This window comes from Pseudomonas sp. DG56-2 (genome assembly GCF_004803755.1).
Taxonomy (GTDB): Bacteria; Pseudomonadota; Gammaproteobacteria; order Pseudomonadales; family Pseudomonadaceae; genus Aquipseudomonas; species Aquipseudomonas auratipiscis.
On the sequence record NZ_CP032311.1, the window covers coordinates 3,614,363 to 3,636,282 of the forward strand.

At 59.0% G+C, this 21,920-nt stretch carries 19 protein-coding genes; 9 read left to right on the top strand and 10 right to left on the bottom strand.

What is annotated here, in order from left to right; translation table 11 throughout:
* Positions 1 to 99 precede the first annotated feature (99 nt).
* The 5 genes from D3Z90_RS16335 to D3Z90_RS16355 are packed head-to-tail and all read right to left on the bottom strand — an operon-like array spanning position 100 to position 4,536.
* Positions 100 to 855, bottom strand: a complete 756-nt coding sequence (locus D3Z90_RS16335) for an ABC transporter permease (RefSeq protein WP_136477048.1) — start codon at positions 853 to 855, stop codon at positions 100 to 102.
* Positions 855 to 2,054, bottom strand: coding sequence for an ABC transporter substrate-binding protein (locus D3Z90_RS16340; protein ID WP_136477049.1), 1,200 nt, complete (start codon positions 2,052 to 2,054; stop codon positions 855 to 857). Before D3Z90_RS16340 ends, D3Z90_RS16335 begins: the two co-directional genes overlap by 1 nt.
* Complete coding sequence (locus tag D3Z90_RS16345; protein ID WP_136477050.1) at positions 2,020 to 2,868, bottom strand: ABC transporter ATP-binding protein; 849 nt, start codon at positions 2,866 to 2,868, stop codon at positions 2,020 to 2,022. The genes D3Z90_RS16340 and D3Z90_RS16345 overlap by 35 nt, the downstream gene beginning before the upstream one ends.
* A complete protein-coding gene (locus D3Z90_RS16350) occupies positions 2,865 to 3,926 on the bottom strand; it encodes an acyl-CoA dehydrogenase family protein (protein ID WP_136477051.1) in 1,062 nt (353 codons plus the stop codon). The genes D3Z90_RS16345 and D3Z90_RS16350 overlap by 4 nt, the downstream gene beginning before the upstream one ends.
* A 52-nt stretch (positions 3,927 to 3,978) precedes the next feature.
* Positions 3,979 to 4,536, bottom strand: a complete 558-nt coding sequence (locus D3Z90_RS16355) for a carboxymuconolactone decarboxylase family protein (protein ID WP_136477052.1) — start codon at positions 4,534 to 4,536, stop codon at positions 3,979 to 3,981.
* A 105-nt stretch (positions 4,537 to 4,641) separates the two neighbouring features.
* Here D3Z90_RS16355 and D3Z90_RS16360 point away from each other — a divergent pair, with 105 nt between their 5' ends.
* The gene (locus D3Z90_RS16360) at positions 4,642 to 5,553 is read left to right on the top strand and encodes an AraC family transcriptional regulator (protein ID WP_136477053.1); all 912 of its coding nucleotides are present in this window, start codon (positions 4,642 to 4,644) and stop codon (positions 5,551 to 5,553) included.
* Positions 5,554 to 5,683: 130 nt separating this feature from the next.
* On the opposite strand, the gene D3Z90_RS16365 is transcribed toward D3Z90_RS16360, so the two are convergent.
* Entirely contained in the window at positions 5,684 to 6,037 is a 354-nt protein-coding gene (locus D3Z90_RS16365; protein WP_136477054.1) for a DUF1428 domain-containing protein, read from the bottom strand.
* Between the two features lie 172 nt (positions 6,038 to 6,209).
* A complete protein-coding gene (locus D3Z90_RS16370; protein ID WP_136477055.1) occupies positions 6,210 to 7,100 on the bottom strand; it encodes a LysR substrate-binding domain-containing protein in 891 nt (296 codons plus the stop codon).
* Positions 7,101 to 7,204: 104 nt separating this feature from the next.
* Between D3Z90_RS16370 and D3Z90_RS16375 the strand changes: the two genes are divergently transcribed.
* Together D3Z90_RS16375 and D3Z90_RS16380 are read left to right on the top strand one after the other, a co-directional pair.
* Complete coding sequence (locus D3Z90_RS16375) at positions 7,205 to 8,206, top strand: DMT family transporter (protein WP_136477056.1); 1,002 nt, start codon at positions 7,205 to 7,207, stop codon at positions 8,204 to 8,206.
* Between the two features lie 78 nt (positions 8,207 to 8,284).
* Positions 8,285 to 8,764, top strand: a complete 480-nt coding sequence (locus D3Z90_RS16380; protein ID WP_136477057.1) for a VOC family protein — start codon at positions 8,285 to 8,287, stop codon at positions 8,762 to 8,764.
* A 97-nt stretch (positions 8,765 to 8,861) separates the two neighbouring features.
* On the opposite strand, the gene D3Z90_RS16385 is transcribed toward D3Z90_RS16380, so the two are convergent.
* Positions 8,862 to 10,976 (bottom strand): TonB-dependent siderophore receptor, encoded by a 2,115-nt coding sequence (locus D3Z90_RS16385; protein ID WP_256658389.1) that lies wholly within the window; start codon positions 10,974 to 10,976, stop codon positions 8,862 to 8,864.
* Positions 10,977 to 11,405: 429 nt separating this feature from the next.
* Positions 11,406 to 13,346 carry an amidohydrolase gene (locus D3Z90_RS16390; RefSeq protein WP_136477058.1) on the bottom strand — a complete coding sequence of 647 codons (1,941 nt, stop codon included), beginning with the start codon at positions 13,344 to 13,346 and terminating at the stop codon, positions 11,406 to 11,408.
* Between the two features lie 140 nt (positions 13,347 to 13,486).
* Between D3Z90_RS16390 and D3Z90_RS16395 the strand changes: the two genes are divergently transcribed.
* Positions 13,487 to 14,134 (top strand): TetR/AcrR family transcriptional regulator, encoded by a 648-nt coding sequence (locus D3Z90_RS16395; protein ID WP_168198479.1) that lies wholly within the window; start codon positions 13,487 to 13,489, stop codon positions 14,132 to 14,134.
* A 36-nt stretch (positions 14,135 to 14,170) separates the two neighbouring features.
* On the opposite strand, the gene D3Z90_RS16400 is transcribed toward D3Z90_RS16395, so the two are convergent.
* Positions 14,171 to 15,088, bottom strand: a complete 918-nt coding sequence (locus D3Z90_RS16400) for a LysR substrate-binding domain-containing protein (protein ID WP_136477060.1) — start codon at positions 15,086 to 15,088, stop codon at positions 14,171 to 14,173.
* Between the two features lie 97 nt (positions 15,089 to 15,185).
* Here D3Z90_RS16400 and D3Z90_RS16405 point away from each other — a divergent pair, with 97 nt between their 5' ends.
* The 5 genes from D3Z90_RS16405 to D3Z90_RS16425 all read left to right on the top strand — a co-directional run bounded on the left by D3Z90_RS16405 (position 15,186) and on the right by D3Z90_RS16425 (position 21,855).
* On the top strand, positions 15,186 to 16,277 hold the full coding sequence (locus tag D3Z90_RS16405; protein ID WP_136477061.1) for a tartrate dehydrogenase: 1,092 nt from the start codon (positions 15,186 to 15,188) through the stop codon (positions 16,275 to 16,277).
* Between the two features lie 197 nt (positions 16,278 to 16,474).
* Positions 16,475 to 18,073 carry a BCCT family transporter gene (locus tag D3Z90_RS16410; RefSeq protein ID WP_136477062.1) on the top strand — a complete coding sequence of 533 codons (1,599 nt, stop codon included), beginning with the start codon at positions 16,475 to 16,477 and terminating at the stop codon, positions 18,071 to 18,073.
* 126 nt (positions 18,074 to 18,199) lie between these two features.
* Positions 18,200 to 19,321 (top strand): aromatic ring-hydroxylating dioxygenase subunit alpha, encoded by a 1,122-nt coding sequence (locus D3Z90_RS16415; protein ID WP_136477063.1) that lies wholly within the window; start codon positions 18,200 to 18,202, stop codon positions 19,319 to 19,321.
* A 51-nt stretch (positions 19,322 to 19,372) separates the two neighbouring features.
* Positions 19,373 to 20,821 carry an NAD-dependent succinate-semialdehyde dehydrogenase gene (locus D3Z90_RS16420; RefSeq protein WP_136477064.1) on the top strand — a complete coding sequence of 483 codons (1,449 nt, stop codon included), beginning with the start codon at positions 19,373 to 19,375 and terminating at the stop codon, positions 20,819 to 20,821.
* Positions 20,822 to 20,883: 62 nt separating this feature from the next.
* On the top strand, positions 20,884 to 21,855 hold the full coding sequence (locus D3Z90_RS16425) for a PDR/VanB family oxidoreductase (RefSeq protein WP_136477065.1): 972 nt from the start codon (positions 20,884 to 20,886) through the stop codon (positions 21,853 to 21,855).
* The last annotated feature ends 65 nt before the right edge of the window (positions 21,856 to 21,920 follow it).

Sequence of the window (21,920 nt, forward strand, 5' to 3'; positions counted from 1 at the left end):
AATAATCGAACCAAACGCGGGGCAAGCCCGCCTCTGACGCGCCGAACCGATGCGCCCAAGGTGAACTTGCCCCGCTACCCATCACACATTGCCTACCGCTCAGGCATGGACCCAGCGCCGGTGCAAGCCGCGGGCCAAGGCATCAAGCATGAACCCCAGCACCCCGATAAGCAGCACCATGGCCATCAACTCCGAGTACGCCAGGCGATCCCGGGTATCGAGAATGAAGTAGCCCAGGCCGGCACTCACCCCGAGCATTTCGCATGGCACCAGCACGATCCACAGAATACCGATCGCCAGGCGCACCCCGGTAAGCACATGGCCAATAACGCCCGGGATAATCACCTTACACAACGTCTCCCAGCGGGTGGCACTGAGGCTACGGCTCAGTTGCAGCCAGCGCGGATCGAGTTGGCGCACACCGGCGGCAGTATTGAGCAGAATCGGCCATAACGCAGCAAAGGCCAGGAGGAAGTAGATCGGCTGATCGCCCACCCCCATCAACATCACCACCACAGGCATCCACGACAGCGGCGAGATCATGCGCAGGAACTGGAACGCGGGCGTAGTGGCCGACTCAAGGTGGCGATAACTGCCCACCAACAAACCCAGCGGCACACCGATCAGCAACGCCAACGCCAAGCCCACCAGAATACGCTTGAGGCTGACCCACACATGCTCGTAGACCTCGCCCTGCCCCAGCAGCTCGACCAGGCTGGCGAGTGTAGTCTGGGGCGAGAACCGCGCCGACAGGCCATCGACTTCGCCAAACAGGTGCACACCCAACCACCACAGCAGCAATAACCCGAGCAAACCGCCCGCACCCAGCGCACCATGCAATAGATGCTTACCCATCAGATTGCGAACTCCTCGTTACGCTCGAAGCTGTCCGGTAAACCGAAAGCCTTCAGTCCACCGACCGCCTCGATGCTGTTGCGCACGAAGCGGTCATCCACCAGGTCGCGGGCAGTCTGCTGCGGATCAAGACCGGCGAGAAAGCCCTTGTCACCTTCAATCAAAGTGTTCTGCAAGCGCCGCACCAATTCCTCGGTATAACTGGGGAAGGGATAGGGCTGGAAGTCGATGCGTTTTTCGTCCCACTGCGCATGTTCAATTGCACCACTGGCGATATAGCGGGCCCGCGCTTCGGCAGACGGTGCCAACACCTGGCTGAGCACCTGCGGCGTGTGTGGGGTATAGCGGTTGGGACCCGCCTTGGACAACAGCGCCGCTGCTTCGGCGCGATGATCCCGCGTCCACAGCTGGGCTTTGACAATGGCGTTGACGACCTTCTGCGACCACTCCGGGCGGTTGTTGAGGTCATGCTCGTGCATGAACACAACGCAACAGGCGTGATTGCGCCAGATGTCACCGGTAAAGCGCTGCACCCGACCCACCTTGAGGTCTTCGGCCAGGGCGTTGAAGGGCTCGGCGACGATGTAGCCGGCAATACGCTTGCTGGCCAATGCCGGCGGCATATCCGACGGCGGCAGCACCACCAGGTTCACCTCGTTGGCCGCAAGCTCGGCGCTGGTCGGTTTCGACACCGGGGTCAGGCCGTGATCACGGAACAGCTGCTGCACCACAACGTTGTGAATCGAATACCAGAACGGAATCGCTACGGTTTGCCCGCCGAGTTGCTTGACCTCGGTAATATTCGGGGCCACGGTCAGACCCGAGCCACCGACATGGTTCCAGGCCACCACCTTGGCCGGCACCTTACTGCCATAGCGCGCCCATACGGTCATCGGCGACAGCAGGTGAATCACGTTGACCTGACCAGAAATGAACGCCTCGATCACCTGTGCCCAACTGCGCAACAGCACCGGCCGCTCGGCCTTGATGCCCTCGGCCTCGAACAGGCCGTTGTTGTGCGCCACCAGCAAAGGGGTGGCATCGGTGATGGGCAAGTAGCCGATACGCACTGGCGCATCCGGATCGCTGGCCGCCCGTGCCTGCAGGCTGCTCAGCAGCGGCATGGCACCGCCAGCAGTCAGCAAGGCGCTGAGTTTGATGAAGTCACGACGAGTGTGGGTGAAGTCGTCCAGGCACATGGGCAGTCTCCGACGGCAGCGGCAAAGGTTCAGGAGTAGGTTCAGGTGTGCGGCTGGCCCGCCGAAGGGTTTTGAGGATGTCGATACGCAACGCGCCCAGTTCCTCGACCCGCTGCTCGCGAGGTTGCGGCAGGTCGATGTGCCATTGGCCGAGGGTGCGCGCCGGGTGGTTGCCCAGTAGCAGCACGCGATCGGACAGCAGCAAGGCTTCGTCGATATCGTGGGTAATCAGGATCGCCGCAGTATTGTGCTGGGCGATCAGTTGCAGCAGCAGTTGTTGCATGTCGGCGCGCGTCACTTCATCGAGGGCACCGAAAGGTTCATCGAGCAGCAGTACTTGCGGTTGTCGCGCCAGGCAACGGGCCAGCGCGGTGCGCTGGGCCATGCCACCGGAAAGCTGCGCCGGATACTGTTCGCGGGCATGCTGCAAACCCACTGCTTCAATGGCCTGGTCGATCCGCGTGCGCCGCTCGCTGGCAGTAACCTTCGGTTGCCGGGCGAAATCCAGGCCGAAGGCGACATTCTTTTCCAGGCTCAGCCAAGGCAACAGGCTGGGGTCCTGAAAGGCTACGGCCAACCGTGGGTGCGGCCCGTGCAGCGGTTCACCCAACAGGCTGACACTGCCACTGCGCGCCTGCTGCAGCCCAGCCAGCACCCGCAGCAGGCTCGACTTGCCGACACCACTGGGGCCGAGAAGGGTGATCACCTCACCCGGTGCCAGTTGCAGGTCGAAGTCCTCCAGCACACTTTGCCAGCCTTGCTCACGCGGATAACCAAGGCTGATTGCGCGGGCTTCGAGCAATACTTGGGTCATACCGCCGACGCCTGGCGCTGCAGTTCGGCACGCAGCTGCACAAGGCTTGGGGTAACGATCGGCACGAATGCCGACTCACGCCAACGCCGCGCGAAACCTGCACCATACGCACTCAAGTAAGCCTTGCCACCGCTGGCCTGCAACTCAAGCTGTACGGCATCAGCGGCTGTTTCAGCCAGGGTGATGCGCACCTTGAACAATGCCGCTGGCTGATCCTGGAAGCGCCCATCGAGCAAGCCATTTTTCAACTCGGCAACGGTGTTTTCCAGGCGCTCCTGCAGCACACTCAAGGTCTCGCCGAGAAGCGAACGCGTGCCCTGCAGATGCGCCTCAACTTCACGTAACGACCGCCGTGCCAAGCCGACGGCCATGCCACATTGCAGGCCCAGGAACGAAGGACGAACCGCCGGTAGAAACTGCCTGGCATTCTCATGCAACAGCCAGTCGCTGCTGATGGCTACCTGTTCGAAGTTCAAGGCCGCGGTATTGCTCGATTGCAGCCCCATCAATTGCAGGTCATCCGAGCGCGAAAGCCCGGCTGCGGTGTCGGGGATGGCCAATACGAAGGGGGAAGCGCCCTCTTGTTCAATCGCCGCAGCCACTACAAAGCCACCTTTGCGCAGGTTGGTCACCCAATGCAAGCGACCCTCAAGGGTCCAGCCCTGCTCATCGGCAAGCCCCCTGACCTGTAATGCTTCAATACCGGATAGATACTTCATGGCGTTGGACAGTCCGGTAGCGCCCGCCAGTTCGCCGCTGAGCAGGCCTGGCAGCAGACGCTCGCGCAAGGTGCTGTTGGGACTGTGCAACAGGTATTCGATGAAGGCGCGCTGACCCCAGAACACAAAGGCTGCAGCCAGTGAATGGCTAGCCACATTGGCGACGGCTTCCACCGCGTCGGCCACCGAGCCAGCGCTGCCGCCCTGGGCTGGATCAATGCCAACACGCAACACCTGTGCTGCCGCCAGTTGCCCCAGCACTTCCTGCGGATCGCAGTGCCCCAGATCGAGGGCTTCGGCCTGTGCATCCAGCCACGTGACCAATGCAGGATCGAGCATGTCGTTTACTCCTTTAAAAAAAGCGCCAGCCTGCGCCGGCGCCCAGGGATCGTTATGCCGAAGGCTGCCAGCGGTACTTGCTCAGCTCATCATTGAGCGGCGTCTGGGCAAACACATTAGCAAAGTTGCACAGGGTGGCGAGGCTCACGCCGAGAATCACCTCCAGAGCGTGGCCTTCACCATAACCAGCGTCGCGAAAAGCGCTGTACGCGGCATCACTCACATTGCCGCGGGTAGCGATAACTTCACGGGTGAACGCGGCCAGGGCTTCGAGTTTTTCCTGCGGCAGTTCGCCACGGGCGCGCAGGGCGTCGACCACCTCTTGCGGCAGTTTGGCCTTGTTCAGGGCGACAGCCGTATGGCCGGCCACGCAGAAGTCGCAACCGTGATTGGTGGCCGCCACCAGTTGCACCACTTCGCGCTCGGCCAGATTCAGTTCAGCCTTGCCGTTGAGGGCAGAAACGGTAACGTAGGTTTCCAGCGCGGCCGGGGCATTGGCCAATACGCCCAGCAGGTTGGGAATGAAGCCGGAATTTTTCTGGGCATTTTCTAGAAAAGGGCGAGCAGCTTCAGGGGCGCTTTGCAGCGTGTGTAGAGTAACGCGCGACATGGTGTGGTCTCCTGCATACTAGGGTGTCGCACAAGTCTGTTGGTTATAAGAAATACCTTCCATATTCTAGAGTCGCTATTACTTGCTCCTGAGTCTTTCCATTAGATGATTTCATCCAGCCCTGTTGTCGATTGGTTATTAGAAAGCCTTGAGCTAGACGCCAGCCTGTTCCATGTCGGGCGCTACTGCGGTGGCTGGCACGCCAGCACCCATGGCTTGGCACGGGCCAGCTTTCACCTTGTGGTGCAGGGACATTGCTGGCTGCATATCGCCAGTCAGCCCCAGGCCTTGGCCCTTGAGGCCGGTGATGCCGTGTTCCTGCTGCGCGACCTTGAATACCGGCTTTCTGGCACTGGCGACTGCGAACTGGCACTGCAGCAACCGCGCATGGCCATGCTGCCGCTGGACAGCGGGGCCAACGACGGCGTGGGATTGGTGTGCGGATTCTTTCACTTTCAGCCTGGGCTCTCGTCGCTGATCATCGACGGCCTGCCCGACTGGATTATCCTGCGTGCCGGGGACCCGGCGTTGAGCGCCGCAACCGCTCTGTTCGAGCTGATCCTCGCTGAATGCCAGCGCCAGCCCGCGCCCTCCTCGGCCTTACTCGAACGCCTGAGTCATTTGCTGTTTCTCTATGTGCTGCGCCAGCAAGTCCAAGCTGATCTGCCAATGGCCGGTCTGGTAACCCTGGCGCGCCACCCGCAGTTCGCTGCGCTGGTAGAGCAACTGATCGCACACCCGGAGCAGCCCTGGCCGCTGGAAAGCATGGCAGCCTGCACCGGCCTGTCGCGCTCGGCCTTCTTCAAGCGTTTCAGCGAACTGGCCGGGCAATCGCCTGGACAAGTGTTGCTGGCGCTGCGCATGCGCCATGCCTGCCAATTGCTCAAGGCTCACAACACCGTCGAACAGGTATGCGCTAGCGTGGGCTATCAATCTATTGCGGCTTTTACCCGCGCCTTTGGCAAGGCCATGGGTGTACAGCCGGGCGCTTACCGGCGTCAGCATGAGGGGCGCTGAAACAATCACCGTTCTGTAGTCGAACTCAGGCCAATTTAGGCACTAGAGTCCGTACTGGAATGTTCTGGTTGCTGTAGCTGTTTACCCTCATTCTGCTGTTCCCCACCGTCAGTGCCTTGCACCGGCATTGCTACACATCCACCAAAATGTTGAAGCCACCAAAGATCATCCGCTGCCCATCAAACGGCATCGGATTCTTGTCCGGCTGCAGGCGCGGGTCTTCCATCATTTTCTTCATCCCGGCATCACGCACCTGTCGAGACGGCCATAGAATCCAGGAAAACACCACGGTTTCATCTGGTTTGCATTTGACCGCCATCGGAAACGAAGTCAGTTTGCCGTCAGGTACATCATCCCCCCAGCACTCAATAACGCGCTGGGCGCCGCACTCCTTGAACACCACCGCCGCTTCCTCGGCATGCTGCTTGAATTGCTCCCGATTGGCAGTAGGTACGGCGATCACAAAACCATCGACATAAGACATAGCGTGTTCTCCTGTACAGGGATCGAAGCGATCCGTTCGATCTATGCAGTAGTCGATTCACAGCGCACTGTTTCGACACAGCCAGACGGACACCGACAAGCGGTACGGCATTCTTTGCATTCCTAGTAAAAGAAGCGCCAGCACCTAGCCCTGACCGCACCGACCTTTGCACTCAATCACTACGCCCAGACAAAAAGTTGACTAACTGACGACCGTGACTGCTGAGCGACGCCCATCCCCGAATGCACAAGCGCAGTTCAAGGGTGGCCCACCCCTCTTCGAGTAATACCATGCGTACCGGCAGCTCCTGCTCCATGCGCAGCGCAATGGCCTGCGGCAGCATGGCAATACCAGCCCGTTGGGCAACCAATTGGGCGATGGCTTCGAAGCTCGGCGCACGCACGCGAATATGCAGGGGCATGGCTTCCTTGATGGCCCGCTCTTCGACAAAGCGCTGCATGGCCCGCTCGGCCGGCATGCCGATGAAGGGATAGCCCAGGGCGTCGCGCAAGCGGGTCTGCTCGCGCTCGGCCAGAGGGTGCTCATGAGGCACCAGCATCACCAAGCGTTCATTGCAAAAGGGCAATGACATCACCCCATCGCTGATGACACTGCCATCAAACACACCTATCTCGCATTCACCAGAAAGCACCGCACGCATCACGTCCGCGCTTCTGAATTCGCTCAACTGCAAGTCAACCTCGGGATAGTCGGCAAGAAACTTTCCCAGCACCGCAGGTAACAGACTGCTGGTGGTCACGGTGGTTGCGGCCAGCCGCAAAGTGATACGGCGCTGTCCGGCAAGTTCCTTGAGTGTGTCTTGCAGCTTTTGCGCTTCGGCCAGCACGCTGCCGGCCGCTTCCAGCACCAGGCGGCCGGCCGGGGTGAGCTGCATGCCGTCGGCCTTGCGGGTGAACAGGATGACGCCACAGCGCGCTTCCAGCAGGCGCAGTCGCGTGCTGGCGGCTGAGACGGCAACCGGGATGCTGGCGGCGGCCTTGCTCAAGCTGCCGGAAGTGGAAATGGCCGTGAGCAGGCGCAAATCAGCAAGATCAAAGTGCACAAGGTTTCTCTTTTGGCGAAGGCCACGTTCGTAGAAATGCGATTCTGCGCCACCGGCGTTCACTTTAGAATAACCCCAATGAACCTTTCTTTATCAGGTCGCCAATGAATCGTTTGCGTGGGTTGTTCCAGCGTTGTGTCCAGAACGGCAGCCTGTTTGCGGTGTTGTCGGCATTGGGTTTCAGCCTCAAGGCTATTTTCGTCAAGCTGTCCTACGCCGACAGCCAGGTGGATGCAATCACCCTGTTGGCCATGCGCATGGGGCTGTCTCTGCCACTGTTTGCCTGGCTGGTATGGGCCAGCCGCGGCCCAAGCAATGCACCGCTGGGTCTCGGTGATGGTGTGCGGGTGATGCTCTTGGGGCTGTTCGGCTATTACCTGGCGAGCTTGTTCGACTTCTATGGTCTGCAGTACATCAGCGCCGGCCTCGAGCGGCTGATTCTGTTCATTTACCCGACCCTGGTATTGATCTTTCAAGCCATTGCCCTGCGAGAGCGCCCTACCCTGCGCACGCTGGCGGCGATGGGTTTGTGCTATTTGGGCCTGGGCATCGCCTTCGTGCATGACGTCAGCGTTGCCGGCCTGGGTGGTCAGGTGATGCTAGGCGCGGCGTGGGTGTTTGCGAGTGCGGTGACCTATGCGCTGTATTACTCGGGCACCGGCATCATGCTCAAGCGCATGAGCTCCATGCGCCTGGCCGGATTGGCTGGCGGCGCTTCGGCGGTGATGGTTCTGGTGCATTACCTGTTGGTTGCCGATTTCAGCGTGCTCTGGCAATTGCCGGGTTCGGTGTGGGTGTATGCCGCCTTGATGGCCCTGGTCTCCACCGTGTTGCCTATCTATTGGGTGGCGCTGGCGATCCAGCGCATGGGCGCTACGCATACTGCTGCCGTCGGAAACCTGGGGCCGGTGTTGACGGTGTTTGCGTCCTGGGCAGTGCTGAGCGAAGAGGTTTCGATCTACCAGATTATCGGCCTGGCCCTGGTGCTGTTTGGTGTTTCCCGCTTGAAACCGCGCCAGGCAAAGTTGCCACGGCAGCCGAGAAAACCTCGACACCTCCAACACCTCGAGACGCAATCAGCCCCGAGCAGGGGTTGCAGCGATTGATCGCAAACCGGGCAAGGAAGCCCGGCCAACGCATAGGGCTACACTGATTGTCCCAGTCCCGGTTTTCGGAGACCGACGATGACCCGTAAAAATACAATATGCCTGTGGTTCGACGGCACGGCGTTGGACGCTGCGCAATTCTACGCCCAGACCTTCCCCGACAGCGCCGTGGTCGCCGTGAACCACGCCCCAGGCGATTACCCTTCGGGTAAGACCGGTGATGTGTTGACCGTAGAGTTCACGGTAATGGGCATTCCCTGCCTGGGCCTGAATGGAGGCCCCACATTCAAACACAGCGAAGCGTTCTCCTTCCAAGTAGCGACCGACGACCAGGCCGAAACCGATCGTTTCTGGAATGCGATTGTCAGCAATGGCGGCGAGGAAAGTGTCTGTGGTTGGTGCAGGGACAAGTGGGGTATTTCATGGCAGATCACACCGCGAATTCTGACCCAGGCAATCACCCATATCGATCGGGCAGCGGCCAAGCGCGCCTTCGAGGCGATGATGGAAATGGGCAAGATAGATATTGCGGGGATTGAAGCCGCACTCAAGGGCTGAAGCAGCATTGCACTCGACGGTGAGCAAGGTGAGTCCTTTCACGCTCGCCGTTTTTCTTCTGCGATTATCAGGTGCTGGGGGTTACAGGTTTAGCGACTTAGAATTTGTACTTGGCAGTCAGCATGTAGTTACGCGGATTACCGTAGGTATCGGTGGAGCCCCAGGTCACGTCGGAACCAATCGCTGAGTAGTAGACGCGATCGAAGACATTGTTGGCGTTGAGCTGCAGGTCTAGATGTTTGTTCACCTCATAGCCGGCCATCAGGTCGGTAACTGCGTAACTGCCTTGTTCGACCCGATAGCTTCCCCCGGTGACATCCACATCGTTATACATACGGCTTTGCCAGTAGACATTGCCGCCGATACGCAGCTTTTCCAATGGTCCCTTGAAACGGTAGAGAGTCGACACTTTGAACAGGTGCTCGGGCTGTTCCGGGAGAACGGCCTGGTTCTCTTTGGACGGATCCTGGTCCTTGATGTAATGGGCACGGGTATAGGTGTAACCGGCACCCACCTGCCATTGCTCGGTCAACGCACCTTGCAACTCCAGATCAAACCCTTGGCTGCGCACCTTGCCAGCGGCCTGGTAGCAGTCGAGCTTCGGGCAACCGACCGGATTATCCACTTGTACAGCGCGGTTCAACTGATCGACCTGGAATACCGCCAGACTGGCGTTGAGGGCGCCCTCGAAGTATTCGCCCTTGATGCCAATTTCGTAGTTTTCGCCGACGATCGGCTTGAGCACGCTGCGCGACAGGTCTTTCTCGGTTTGCGGCGTGAAAATATCTGTGTAGCTGGCATACACCGAGTAGGTGTCGTTGATGTCGTAGATCAGACCGCCATAACGCGTAACGTTACGGGTGACTTTGTAGTCGCCATCGCCGGCTTGCGGGTCAACGACCTCTGGCCTGTTGTCATAGTCATACCAGTCCAGGCGACCACCGAGAATCAAGGTGAGCGGGTCGGCCAGGCTCAGTCGGGTGGTCAGGTAAACCCCCTTCTGCGTGGTGACTTCATGATCGTCGTTGGTGCGCACAAAGTTCGGCTTCGGCGCACCGATTGGCAGGCTGAACACATAGGGGCTGTAGTTGTGCGTGGTCACGTCGGACTGACGGCTGCTGGTGCCGATGACCACTTCATGGCTGCGGCCGAATGCTTCAACCGGGCCACTGGCAAATACGTCATAGGCCGTTTTGACTTCATCGTAGCGCGCTTGCCAGGCGGTGGTTGCCAGCGGGCCGCTGTAGCGTGACAGATAGGTGCCGGAGAACAGTGCTTTCTGCGTCGCTTGGGAAGCCGCCAGGTGCAGTTCCCAATCGTTGGCAAAGCGATGTTTGACTTCGCCAAACACGGTATTGATGTCTTGGGTCTTGTCTTCCCAATCGGTGCCTGGATACGTGGAGCGTGGCAGATCCAAATGATGACCGTTGGTGCCGATTGGCAGGCCGCCCCAGAAAAAGTTGGTCCGGTCATGCTGACGGGAAAAGCCCAAGGTTGCGGTGGTGTCTTCACTCAGGTCTGCCTCGCCCACGGCATAGAACACGCCGTGATCACTGTTCTCCTTGTCGCGGAAGGTGTCGGCATCGCGGTACGAGCCTACAACTCGACCGCGCAGGGTGCCGCTTTCGTTCAGCGGGCTGGAGGCATCGATTTCACCTCGGTTGTCATCCCAACTGCCGGTAGCCCCGGTCAAGGTCACTTGCTGATCGGCAGTCGGGCGTTTGCGCACCATGTTGATCGCCGCCGAAGGGTTACCGCTACCGGTGATCAAGCCGGTTGCCCCACGAATAATCTCGACCCGATCAAACATCGCCAGGTTCGGCTGTACACCTACCCCCCACCCCGAATAGGACGTCGGCAGGCCGTCGTACATGATGTTATCGATGTCGAAACCGCGAGCGCTATAGGTTTGCCGCCCCGGACCGCTGGACTGGCTGAGGAACAGGCCGGGGGTCGCCTTGACCACGTCATTGACACTGGTCATGGCCTGATCGTCCATGCGCTGGCGGGTAATCACCGTCACCGCCTGCGGGGTTTCACGCATGGTCAGGGGCAGCTTGGTAGCGGTCTGCATGGCGCCAGTGGTATACGAGCCTGTACCTTCGGTGGTCTGACCCAAGCCAGTGGAGTTGATGCTCAAGGCATCAAGGATCATCGTTTCGCCATCACCGGCCTGGGCGGCAGGTTTGTCGTCAGTCGAAGCAACCGCGATCGGTTCCTGGGCAACAGCGAAGGGGGCGGCGCTTGCCAGTGAGACAGCAACAGCGAGGGCGCGGGGCCAAAAAGGGTGCACGCAGACTTCTCCTTACATTTGCAGGTGTGTAATTCAGCGATTGGGGTGCGCGGGTGTCTCAGAGGCAGGCGTAACGGGTAGGTCAGACTGCGGATTGAAACGGCTGTTGCCCGGCTCGGAAACAGCAAATACGATTACTTTTGATAATCGTTATCATTAGCTTGTCAGAATGTGTCGCAAATAAAAAGCCTTGGCGGCCTGTTTGTTGACGAATTTTTCACATCCCCTGCGCACTACCCTGCCCGTCTCTCGAAAAATGGGGAGGTTGCGCGTTTCGCCGATGGCTGCGCTGTCAAAGAAAAAGGGGCCGTAAATGACCCCTTTCAGACAACGACTGCTCGATACGCGTCAGTTGGTGTAGATCGTCTGTCCACGGAATACGGTCTGCACAACTTTGGTATCGGCGATTTGTTCGGGTTTGCCCTGCTCGACCAAACTGAACAGGTTGCGATCTAACACAATGAAATCGGCTGACTTACCCGGTTCAATCGAGCCGATAATTTTGTCTTGGCGAACCGCTCGAGCGCCGTTGATGGTGTAAGCGTCCAGCATCTGCTCCAACGTGGCCGACTGCTCCGCGTTGTAGGCGGGCTCACCAGGAATGGCGCGGGTGATACCGGCAGCGATATTCATGAATGGACGCGGGTCGCGCGAGTCGACTGGCGCATCACTGCCCGCGACCAGAACCGCCCCGGCCTTGTAGGAGCTTTGCACCGGGTAGGTGGCATTCCAGGTGTAGTTGTTTTTGTTGTAGAGCAGGTCGTTGATGTCCTGGCCCTTTTTACTCTTCTCCAGAAATGGGGTGATCAGCACGTCATACTCTGGCTGCTGATTGATCCAGGCGTAGGTATAGGTCAAAAAGACGCCCAGTTCGCCGAGGCGGCGTTGATCGTCCGGATGGATCACCTGCAAGTGGGCAAGGGTATGCGGGATATGGCTGTTGCCATTGCGTTGCCGCGCAGCCTCAAGCGCATCAAGAGCCACCCGCGTGGCACGGTCGCCAATGCTATGTACATGGATGGCGAAACCATCGGCATCGAGTGCACTGGCGTAGTTCTTGAAGTCCTCATCGCGGTAATTGACGATACCGTTATTCTTGGAATCTTCGCTGTCGGCGCTGACAGTGATCGCGCCAGTGTCCTCATTGAGTTTTAGATGGGGGGTTTGGTAGGTATGCAACATCCCGGCGTTGGGTGAAAACGGCGGATTACTGAACGAGTCGCCTTCAAGCACACCATCGGCAAATATCTTCACCGCATCGGCCTTGATCAGCGGGTTGTCAGCGAACGCGGCGCGTACTTCCTGGGCTTTTTTCAAGTGACCGGCAATATCGACCTTGCCCTTGTAGTCATCGTCAATGAAACAGGTGGCAGCCGTGACCCGCATGTTCAGCAGGTTCTGCGTTTGCATCTTCACCAACTGTTCACGGATGAAATCGTTGCTACACGCATCCTGGATGCTGGTGATACCACTTTGCGCCATGACCTTGGCGACGTCCGGAAGGATATCGCCATAGATTTTTTCACCGCGCGGATCGCCCGGTTTTTGCGCGAACATGTCGAAGTTGCCCACCGGGATCTTTTCTTTCGCCGCATCACGTACCACCCCGGTGTCGAGGCTGACATAAGGCGCCAACTCGGCGAACACACCGCCCTTGCCCAGCGTCTTGGGGTTGAAACCGACGCTGTTGCCCTGCTCGTCTTCAGCCATGCTCAAGGCTTTGGAGTTATAGGCAGTGGCATGGCCGTCGACCCCGGACAAGATGATCGGATGACCCTCGGCAACTGCATCGAGGGCTGCAAGAATGGTCTTGTATTGGGCCGTCGGTTCGTTGCCTTCATAGGGAACCCACTGGTCGATCTTAAGCCAGGCACCCGGCTCACTCGCGTAGCGAGGCAGGCACTCCTTCACCTTGCTGGCCAATTGATCGAGATTCACCGCCTTGCCTTGCAGATCGCAGACATCCAGCGCGACCGTACCCAGCACATGGATATGGTTGTCATGCAGCCCCGGCAGCACCATTTTCCCGCCCAGGTCGACGACCTGAAAGCCTTGCTTGATGAAGCTTTCTGCCCCCTCTCGGTTACCGGTATAAACAAATTTGTCATCGGCCACGGCGATGGCTTCGACTTTTTGGTGCTGGCGATTCTGGGTGTAGATCTCGCCATTGAGGTACACCGTGTTCTTACCGCTGTCGACGGTTGCAGCCAACGCTTGTCCGCAGCCAACAACCCCTGCGATCAGGGCGATGGAGGAAAGCGATAGGTGTTGTTTTTGTTTTGAGCGCATACCTTCTCCGTTAAATTACAGTAAATACTGTAATTTGTTCTTCTACCAGCGTTGCGCAACAGCGTCAATTGTCGAGATTTGACTCCATCGACCGAGTCAATGTGAAATGCGGGCCAATGAACGATAAGGCTGGGGGCTGGATGACTTCGCAAGACTTGAGAATGCGCCGCGAGCCGCGGCAACAGCGGACCTTGGCGATCATCGAAAAGGTCGAACAAGCAACGTTGGCGCTGCTCAAGGAGGGCGGCATCACCCAGCTCAACACCAATGCCATTGCCGAACGCTCCGGCATCGACATCAAATCGCTCTACCGTTTTTTCCCCAACAAGGAAGCAATCGTCTATCGCCTGGCCGAGCAATGGCTGACGGAAATCCGCAGTCGGGAAAAGGCACTGTATGAAAGCGAACTGAGCCTGGTACAAATCTGGGACGCCCTGGATGACATGATCGATGGCATCGAGCAGCAGTACTCGGGTTACAGCGCACTCTGGCAGGCAATGGATGTGATACCCGCATTGCATGGCCTGGAGCAGGAACATGAAGCGATCCACATCGCCAACATGGTGGAACTGCTGAAAAAGCATGGCTGCTGCTGGCCGCAGAAGGAAATCACCGAACTTGCCCGGTATCTGTATCGAACCTGGGATGTGGTCAAGCAAGGCAGCATCGAACAAGGCGAAGCACGTGGCCTGATGTGGCGCGCACATAAAAAATGGCAACACCGGCTGCTCTTGTCGGCAGTTGAATGCCAGGACTGCGCTGCGTTTGAACGGGATCTTCTGGTTTAGACCGCGCGTTATGCAAGGCCTGCTCTTACCACGCCTTCATCCTAGCGCAGGCAGGCTGTAGCGCTCGGCAAAGTAGTGTCGGAAGAACTCCACCGCCACGCGCACCTTTGCCGAGCTTGCCAGCGGCGAGGTATAGACCGCCCAGATATCCGCCGGTTGGTGATAGTCGCCCAGCACCTGGACCAGTCGCCCGTTTTCCAGGCTGTCGTGTACATCCCACCACGAGCGCAGCAATATCCCGCGACCATCCAGGCACCACTGATGAGCTACTTCGCCATGGTTGCTCGACAAGCTGCCAGTCACCCGGACGCTCTCCTCACCATTGGGTCCTTCTAACTGCCAGATACCAAAGGGGTGGTCGCGTTCCTTGATCACCAGGCAGTCATGGCTGCCCAGCTCGGCCAGCACTTTGGGCGTGCCACGGCGCGCCAGGTAGGCGGGTGAGGCACACAGCACCCGGCGGTTCCGGGCCAGGGGTTTGGCGATCAGGTTGGGGGCAATGATGTTGCCAACCCGGATATCCAGGTCCACGCCCTCCTCGATCAAATCCACCAAGCGGTCGTGAACATCCAGCCTTATGTCCAGGCGCGGATACCGCTCGGCCAATTCCGACAAGGCCGGGGCCACGAAGCGCCGCCCCAGACCCAGGCTGCTGGCAATGCGCAACTGTCCTGCCGGCTCGCGGTGCTGGGCGCTGATGTCGTCACCCATGCGCTGCACCGCATCGAAAATCTGTTGCGCCCATTGGTAAACCCGCTCGCCCTCCTCGCTAATGGTCACCCGGCGAGTGGTGCGATGCAGCAAGCGTACTTCAAGGGTTTGCTCGAGCACGCGAATGCGCTTGCTGACAAAGGCCGCCGACATGCCCAGCTCATCAGCCACCGCGGCGAAGCTGGCGCGCTTGGCCACCTGAAGAAAGATATTGAGATCGTCGAGGCTAGGAAAATTATTCACGTTTCGTGTTCTAAGAATCAATGAATGGCGAGATTATCTCTGAATCAAGCCCTTATAGCATGGTCGGCACCTGTTCCCTAGACAACGAGTGCGCCCCATGATCAAGACTTTCAGAATCGCCGCAATCCCTGGTGACGGCATCGGCATCGAAGTTCTCCCCGAAGGTATCCGCGTGGTCGAGGCTGCTGCGCGCAAGCACGGCCTGGACATCAGCTTTGAATTCTTCGAGTGGGCCAGCTGCGATTACTACCTGGCTCACGGCAAAATGATGCCGGACGACTGGTTCGAGCAGCTCAAGGATTTCGATGCTCTGTACTTCGGCGCAGTGGGTTGGCCAGACAAGGTTCCGGATCACATCTCTTTGTGGGGCTCGCTGCTCAAGTTCCGTCGCGACTTCGACCAGTACGTAAACATTCGCCCGGTGCGCCTGTTCCCGGGCGTACCTTGCCCCCTGGCCGGCCGCGAGCCAGGTGATATCGACTTCGTGGTTATCCGCGAAAACACCGAAGGCGAATACTCGTCCCTGGGCGGGCGCATGTTCGAAGGCACCGAAAACGAATTTGTCCTGCAAGAATCGGTGTTCACTCGCCGCGGCGTTGATCGCATCCTCAAGTACGCCTTCGATGTGGCCCAGACCCGCGAACGCAAGCATGTCACCTCGGCGACCAAGTCCAACGGCATGGCCGTGAGCATGCCGTACTGGGATGAGCGCACCGCCGCCATGGCTGCCAATTATCCGGAAATCAGCTGGGACAAGCAGCACATTGATATCCTCTGCGCCCGTTTCGTGTTGCAACCGGATCGCTTCGACGTCGTTGTAGCCTCGAACCTGTTCGGCGACATCCTTTCCGACCTCGGTCCAGCCTGCGCTGGCACCATTGGAATCGCGCCATCGGCCAACCTCAACCCAGAGCGCAAATTCCCATCCCTGTTCGAACCCGTGCACGGCTCGGCGCCGGACATTTTCGGCCAGAACATCGCCAACCCGATCGCAATGATCTGGTCCGGTGCACTGATGCTCGAGTTCCTCGGTAACGACGGTGCCGACGCCCGCTATCGCGCAGCCCACGATGACATTCTCAAGGCCATCGAACAGGTCATTGCTACCGGTGACACCACGCGAGACATGGGTGGGCAGAAATCGACCCAGGAAGTCGGCCAGGCCATCACAGCACTGATCGAAGCCTGAGAAAGCAGGGCCGACCATCAGAATTGTCTGACAAACCGGCCCTCACCCTCTTGCTAGCGGCGTGGATTAAATGCAAAATCTGTTAACCAAAAGATTCATGTCAACTTTTGGTTAACAGCCAAGGAAGGAGCGAGACCGCAACACCCCGGAAATGCCTGCCGGGTATAGATAAGTACGCCAACGTCCAGGAGACGATGATGTCGCACAAGAATAAAAAGATTGATGTGTTCCTGATTACAGTGAGTCTGATAGCCGTGCTGCTCACTGTAATAGGCCTTGCAGCTTTCCCTAGCGAAGCTGAAAGCGCTGCCAACCAGTTGTTCGAACTGTCCACCCGCACCTTTGGTACCAGCGTCCAGGTACTGGTGTTCGGTAGCTCATTGGCCGTGCTGTACCTGGCTTTCAGCAAGTACGGCAATATCCGTCTGGGCAGTGGCAAACCCGAGTATGCAACCGCTACTTGGGTGTTCATGTTTATCTGCGCCGGTATGGGTTCGTCGACCCTCTACTGGGGTGTGATGGAATGGGCCTACTACTATCAAACCCCTGGCCTGAACATCGCCGCTGCCAGCCCGAAAGCGCTCGAGTACAGCATCAGCTACTCGTTCTTCCACTGGGGTGTGAGCGCCTGGTCGATCTACGCCCTGGCATCGCTGGCCATGGCCTACCACTTCCATGTGCGCAAAAAGAGCGGCTTGAACCTGGCCTCCATCGTTGAGGCAGTCACCGGCTTCAAGGCTACCGGCCCTGTTGGCCGCAGTGTCGATCTGATCTTCCTGCTGACCATGATGGGCGCATTGACGGTGTCGCTGGCGTTGACCGCCTCGACCTTGACCCGTGGCTTGCATGACCTCACCGGCACCCCGGATACCTTCACTGTGCAGTTGATGGTGATCGGTGCTGTCGCGATCATGTTCTCGCTCAGTTCCTACATCGGTATCGATGGTGGCCTGCAGCGCTTGAGCAAGATTGTCTGCATCGGTGCGCTGGTATTTGCCGCCGTCGTGCTGCTGATCGGCCCTACCCAGTTCACCATCAACAACACCGCCAACTCGATTGGCTTGATGATCCAGAACTACGTGCACATGAGCCTGTTCACCGACCCGGCCGGCGATGGTGCCTTTACCCGCAACTGGACGGTGTTTTATTGGCTCTGGTGGGTGTCTTACGCCCCAGGCGTGGCAATGTTCGTGACCCGCGTATCACGTGGCCGGCAGATAAAGGAAGTGGTACTGGCTTTGCTGCTTGGCGGTAGCTTCGGTTGCTGGTTCTTCTTCGGCGCCCTGGAAAGCTACAGCATGCACCAGTTCATTACCGGTGCAGTGGATGTGCCGAAAATGCTCAGTGAACAAGGCGGGGAATCAGCGGTAACACACCTGCTGCTTGCCTTGCCGTGGGGTCAGGTGTTCCTTGGCGTGTACTTGTTCATCATGGCGATTTTCTGTGCCTCACACATGGACGCTGCCGCCTACGCCGTAGCTGCAACCAGTACCCGCAACCTGCGTGAAGGCGACGACCCGACGCCAACCCATCGTTTGTTCTGGTGTGTAGTGCTGACCCTGGTGCCGTTGGCCATGCTGTTTGCCAAGGCATCGCTGTCAACCATGAAAACCGCCGTGGTGCTGACCGCGATCCCGTTCATGGTGATCCTGCTGGTGAAGATCTACGGCTTCTTCAAGTGGATGATCGAAGACTACGGTCAGGTTCCGGCCTACCGCATCGAGGAAGAAGCGGCGCGCCTGGCCGGTGAAGAACCGCAACACCTGGCCCCGCGCAGCACTGCAGCCGTGCACTAAGCGCCCCCTGCAGGAGCGGGCTGCCCCGTTCCTGCAGGCAGTAGCCAAATTTTTTTGCCTTACTTGTTAACTGATAGATACGCGTTAACCAATAACTAAAAAACCGAGCTTGTGAGAGACCCCACAATGAATGACTTCAAACGCCTGCCCGCCGATTTCTGCGCCAACGCCGAAGAGGCTTTCACTATTCCCGCCAGCTTCTACACCCAGGCTGGGGTGTTCGAACACGAGAAAGAAAGCATCTTCGCCCGCAACTGGATCTGCATTGGCCATCGCAGTGAAGTGGCCGAGAACAATGCCTACATCACCCGTGAAGTGATCGGCGAGAGCATCATTGTCGTGCGTGGGCGCGACAGCGTACTGCGGGCGTTCTACAACGTCTGCCCACACCGCGGCCACCAACTGCTCAGCGGTAGCGGCAAGGCCAAGAACGTCATCACCTGCCCTTACCACGCCTGGACCTTCAAGCTCGACGGCGAACTCGCCCACGCCCGCAACTGCGACAACGTGGTGAACTTCGATAAAGAAAACTCCACCCTGGTGCAACTGCGCGTCGAAGAGTACGCAGGCTTCATCTTCATCAATATGGACATGGAAGCAGGCTCGGTCGAAGAGCAACTGCCAGGCCTGCAAAAGCGCATGCGTGAAGCGTGCGCCGTGATCGATGATCTGCACCTGGCCGCGCGCTTTGTCAGCGACACGCCGGCCAACTGGAAGTCGATCGTCGACAACTATCTCGAGTGCTACCACTGCGCCCCTGCCCACCCAGGCTTCGCCGACTCGGTGGACGTTGGTCAGTACAGCCACAACCTGCATGGCAACTGGACCCTGCAGTACGGTCTGGCAAAACCGTCGGAGCAATCGTTCACGTTCGATGAAAGTGTGAAAGACCCGTCCTTCGCAGGCTTCTGGGCCTGGCCGTGCACCATGTTCAACGTGCCGCCAGGAGCGAATTTCATGACTGTGATCTATGAGTTCCCGGTCGATGCAGAAACCACCCTGCAGCACTACGACATTTACTTCCTCAACAAAGACATCACCGAAGAGCAGCAGAAGCTGATCGACTGGTACCGCGAAGTGTTCCGTCCAGAAGACCTGCGCCTGGTGGAAAGCGTGCAAAAGGGTCTGAAGTCCCGCGGCTACCGTGGCCAAGGCCGAATCATGGCGGACCGCGAGCGCAGCGGCATGAGCGAACACGGCATTGCCCACTTCCACAACCTGATCGCCGTCGCCCACCTCAACGATTGATAACAACCGCCGCAGGCGCTACAGCCTGCGGCGGACTTCGGAGTGCCTTGCGTGAAACTCAATGACAATAAGCTGTTCCGCCAGCAAGCCTACATCGCCGGACGCTGGTGCGACGCCGATGACGGGCGCAGCCTGCAGGTAACCGATCCGGCCAACGGCGAGCTGCTTGGCAGCGTACCGCTGATGGGCGGTGCCGAAGCCATGCGCGCCATCGAAGCCGCCGAAGCAGCGCTGGGCGATTGGCGTGCACGTACCGCCAAAGAGCGCGCGCAAATTCTGCGCCGCTGGTTCGAGCTGCTGCTTGAACACGAGCAAGACCTGGCTCGCCTGATGACCTTCGAACAGGGCAAGCCCCTGCATGAAGCCCTCGGTGAGATCCGCTATGCCGCCTCCTTCGTCGAGTGGTTCGCTGAAGAGGGCAAGCGCGTTTACGGTGATGTGATTCCCAGCCCTGCCAACGACAAGCGCCTGCTGGTGATCAAGCAAGGCATTGGCGTGTGCACTGCAATCACGCCGTGGAATTTCCCCGCCGCAATGATTACCCGCAAGGTCGCCCCGGCCCTGGCCGCTGGCTGCACCATGGTCGTCAAGCCAGCCAACGAAACCCCGTTCTGCGCGCTCGCCCTGGTCGAGTTGGCCGAACGTGCCGGTGTGCCGGCTGGCGTTTTCAGCGTAGTAACCGGTGATGCGCCGGCCATTGGCGCGCAGTTCACCGGCCATCCATCAGTGCGCAAACTGAGCTTCACCGGTTCAACCCCCGTAGGCCGTCTGCTTATGGGCCAGTGCGCTGAAACCATCAAGAAAGTCAGCCTGGAACTGGGCGGCAACGCGCCGTTCATTGTCTTCGCCGATGCCGATATCGACGCCGCCGTTGAAGGTGCGCTGATTGCCAAATACCGCAACGCCGGGCAAACGTGCGTCTGCGTCAACCGCTTCTATATCCACGACAGCGTCTATGCACAGTTCAGCCAACGCTTCATCGCGCGCGTGCGTGAACTGGGTGTGGGTCATGGCAGCGCCGAGGGTACGCAGATTGGCCCGCTGATCAATGACAAGGCCGTCGTTAAAGTCCGTAGCTTGATCGACGACGCCGTCGCCAAGGGTGCCGAACTGGTACTTGGCGGCCAGGCTCATGCCCTGGGCGGCAACTTCTTCGAGCCTACCGTGCTGGCCAATGTCGGCCCAGGCATGGAACTGCTCGACGAGGAGATCTTCGGCCCTGTGGCAGCACTGGTGCGTTTCAGCACTGACGAAGAAGTTGTCGCCCTTGCCAACGCGACCCAGTACGGCCTCGCGGCCTACTTCTACAGCCGTGATATCGCCCGTGTCTTCAAGGTTGCCGAGCAGCTGGAGTACGGCATGGTCGGGGTCAACACCGGGCTGATCTCCAACGAGGTCGCGCCGTTTGGTGGCATCAAACAATCGGGCCTCGGCCGTGAGGGCTCCAAGTACGGCATCGAGGACTATCTGGAAATCAAATACCTGTGCCTCGCCGTCTGAGCGAGCGCCTGGTTCCGGGGTGCGGCAGGGCCTGCCGCACGCCCTTGCAGTCGAGGTGAAACATGGCCAACAAATATGAAATGTTCAGCGTGCAGGTAACCGAAGTAGAACAGGCCACGCCGCTGATCAAGCGCTTCACCCTGGCCCGCGAAGATGGTGCGCCGATGCCTGCTTTCACCGGTGGCAGCCATGTCATCGTGCAGATGCAAGGTGCCGACGGCAGCCAATTCAGCAATGCCTACTCGCTGATGAGTGACCCGCGTGACACCCGCAGCTACCAGATCGGCGTGCGCCTTGAAGAGCAGTCCAAGGGTGGTTCGGCGTTCATGCATCAGCAGGTAGAAGTTGGTAGTCGCCTGACCATCTCTTCGCCGAACAACCTCTTCGCCCTGGACCACAGTGCTGGCCGTCATGTACTGATCGCCGGCGGCATTGGCATCACGCCATTCCTGGCACAGTTGCACGAGCTCGAAGGCGGTGCCGCCAACTACGAATTGCACTATGCCTTCCGCGCCCCGGAGCATGGCGCGTTCCAGGCGCAACTGGCCAGCGGCCCACACGCAGGCAATACCCATTTCTACATCGACAGCCTTGATCGCAAGCTCGACCTGGCTGCTTTGTGCGCCGGTCTGGATGAGCAGGCGCACCTGTACGTGTGCGGCCCCAAACCGCTGATCGATGCGGTCATCGCTACCGCCGCCAAGGCCGGAATAGCCGAACAACGCGTGCACTGGGAACAGTTCGCCGCCGCCCCGGTGACCGGCGCCGCCTTCACTGTAGTGCTGGCTCAATCGGGTATCGAACTGCAGGTGGAAGAAGGCATGACCATTCTTCAAGCCATCGAAAAGTCCAAAGCTGCCAAAGTTGAATGCCTGTGCCGAGAAGGTGTGTGTGGCACCTGCGAGACAGCAATTCTGGAAGGCGAAGCCGAACACTTCGACCAGTACTTGAGCGACGCTGAAAAAGCGGCGCAGCAAAGCATGATGCTGTGTGTGTCGCGCGCACGCTCGGCGCGCCTGGTGCTGGATCTGTGAAGCGGCAAGTTTGTAGCGCCAAGGAAGGGCTGGGCAGTTTCGCTGTGTAGCTGGAAGCGAGGCCG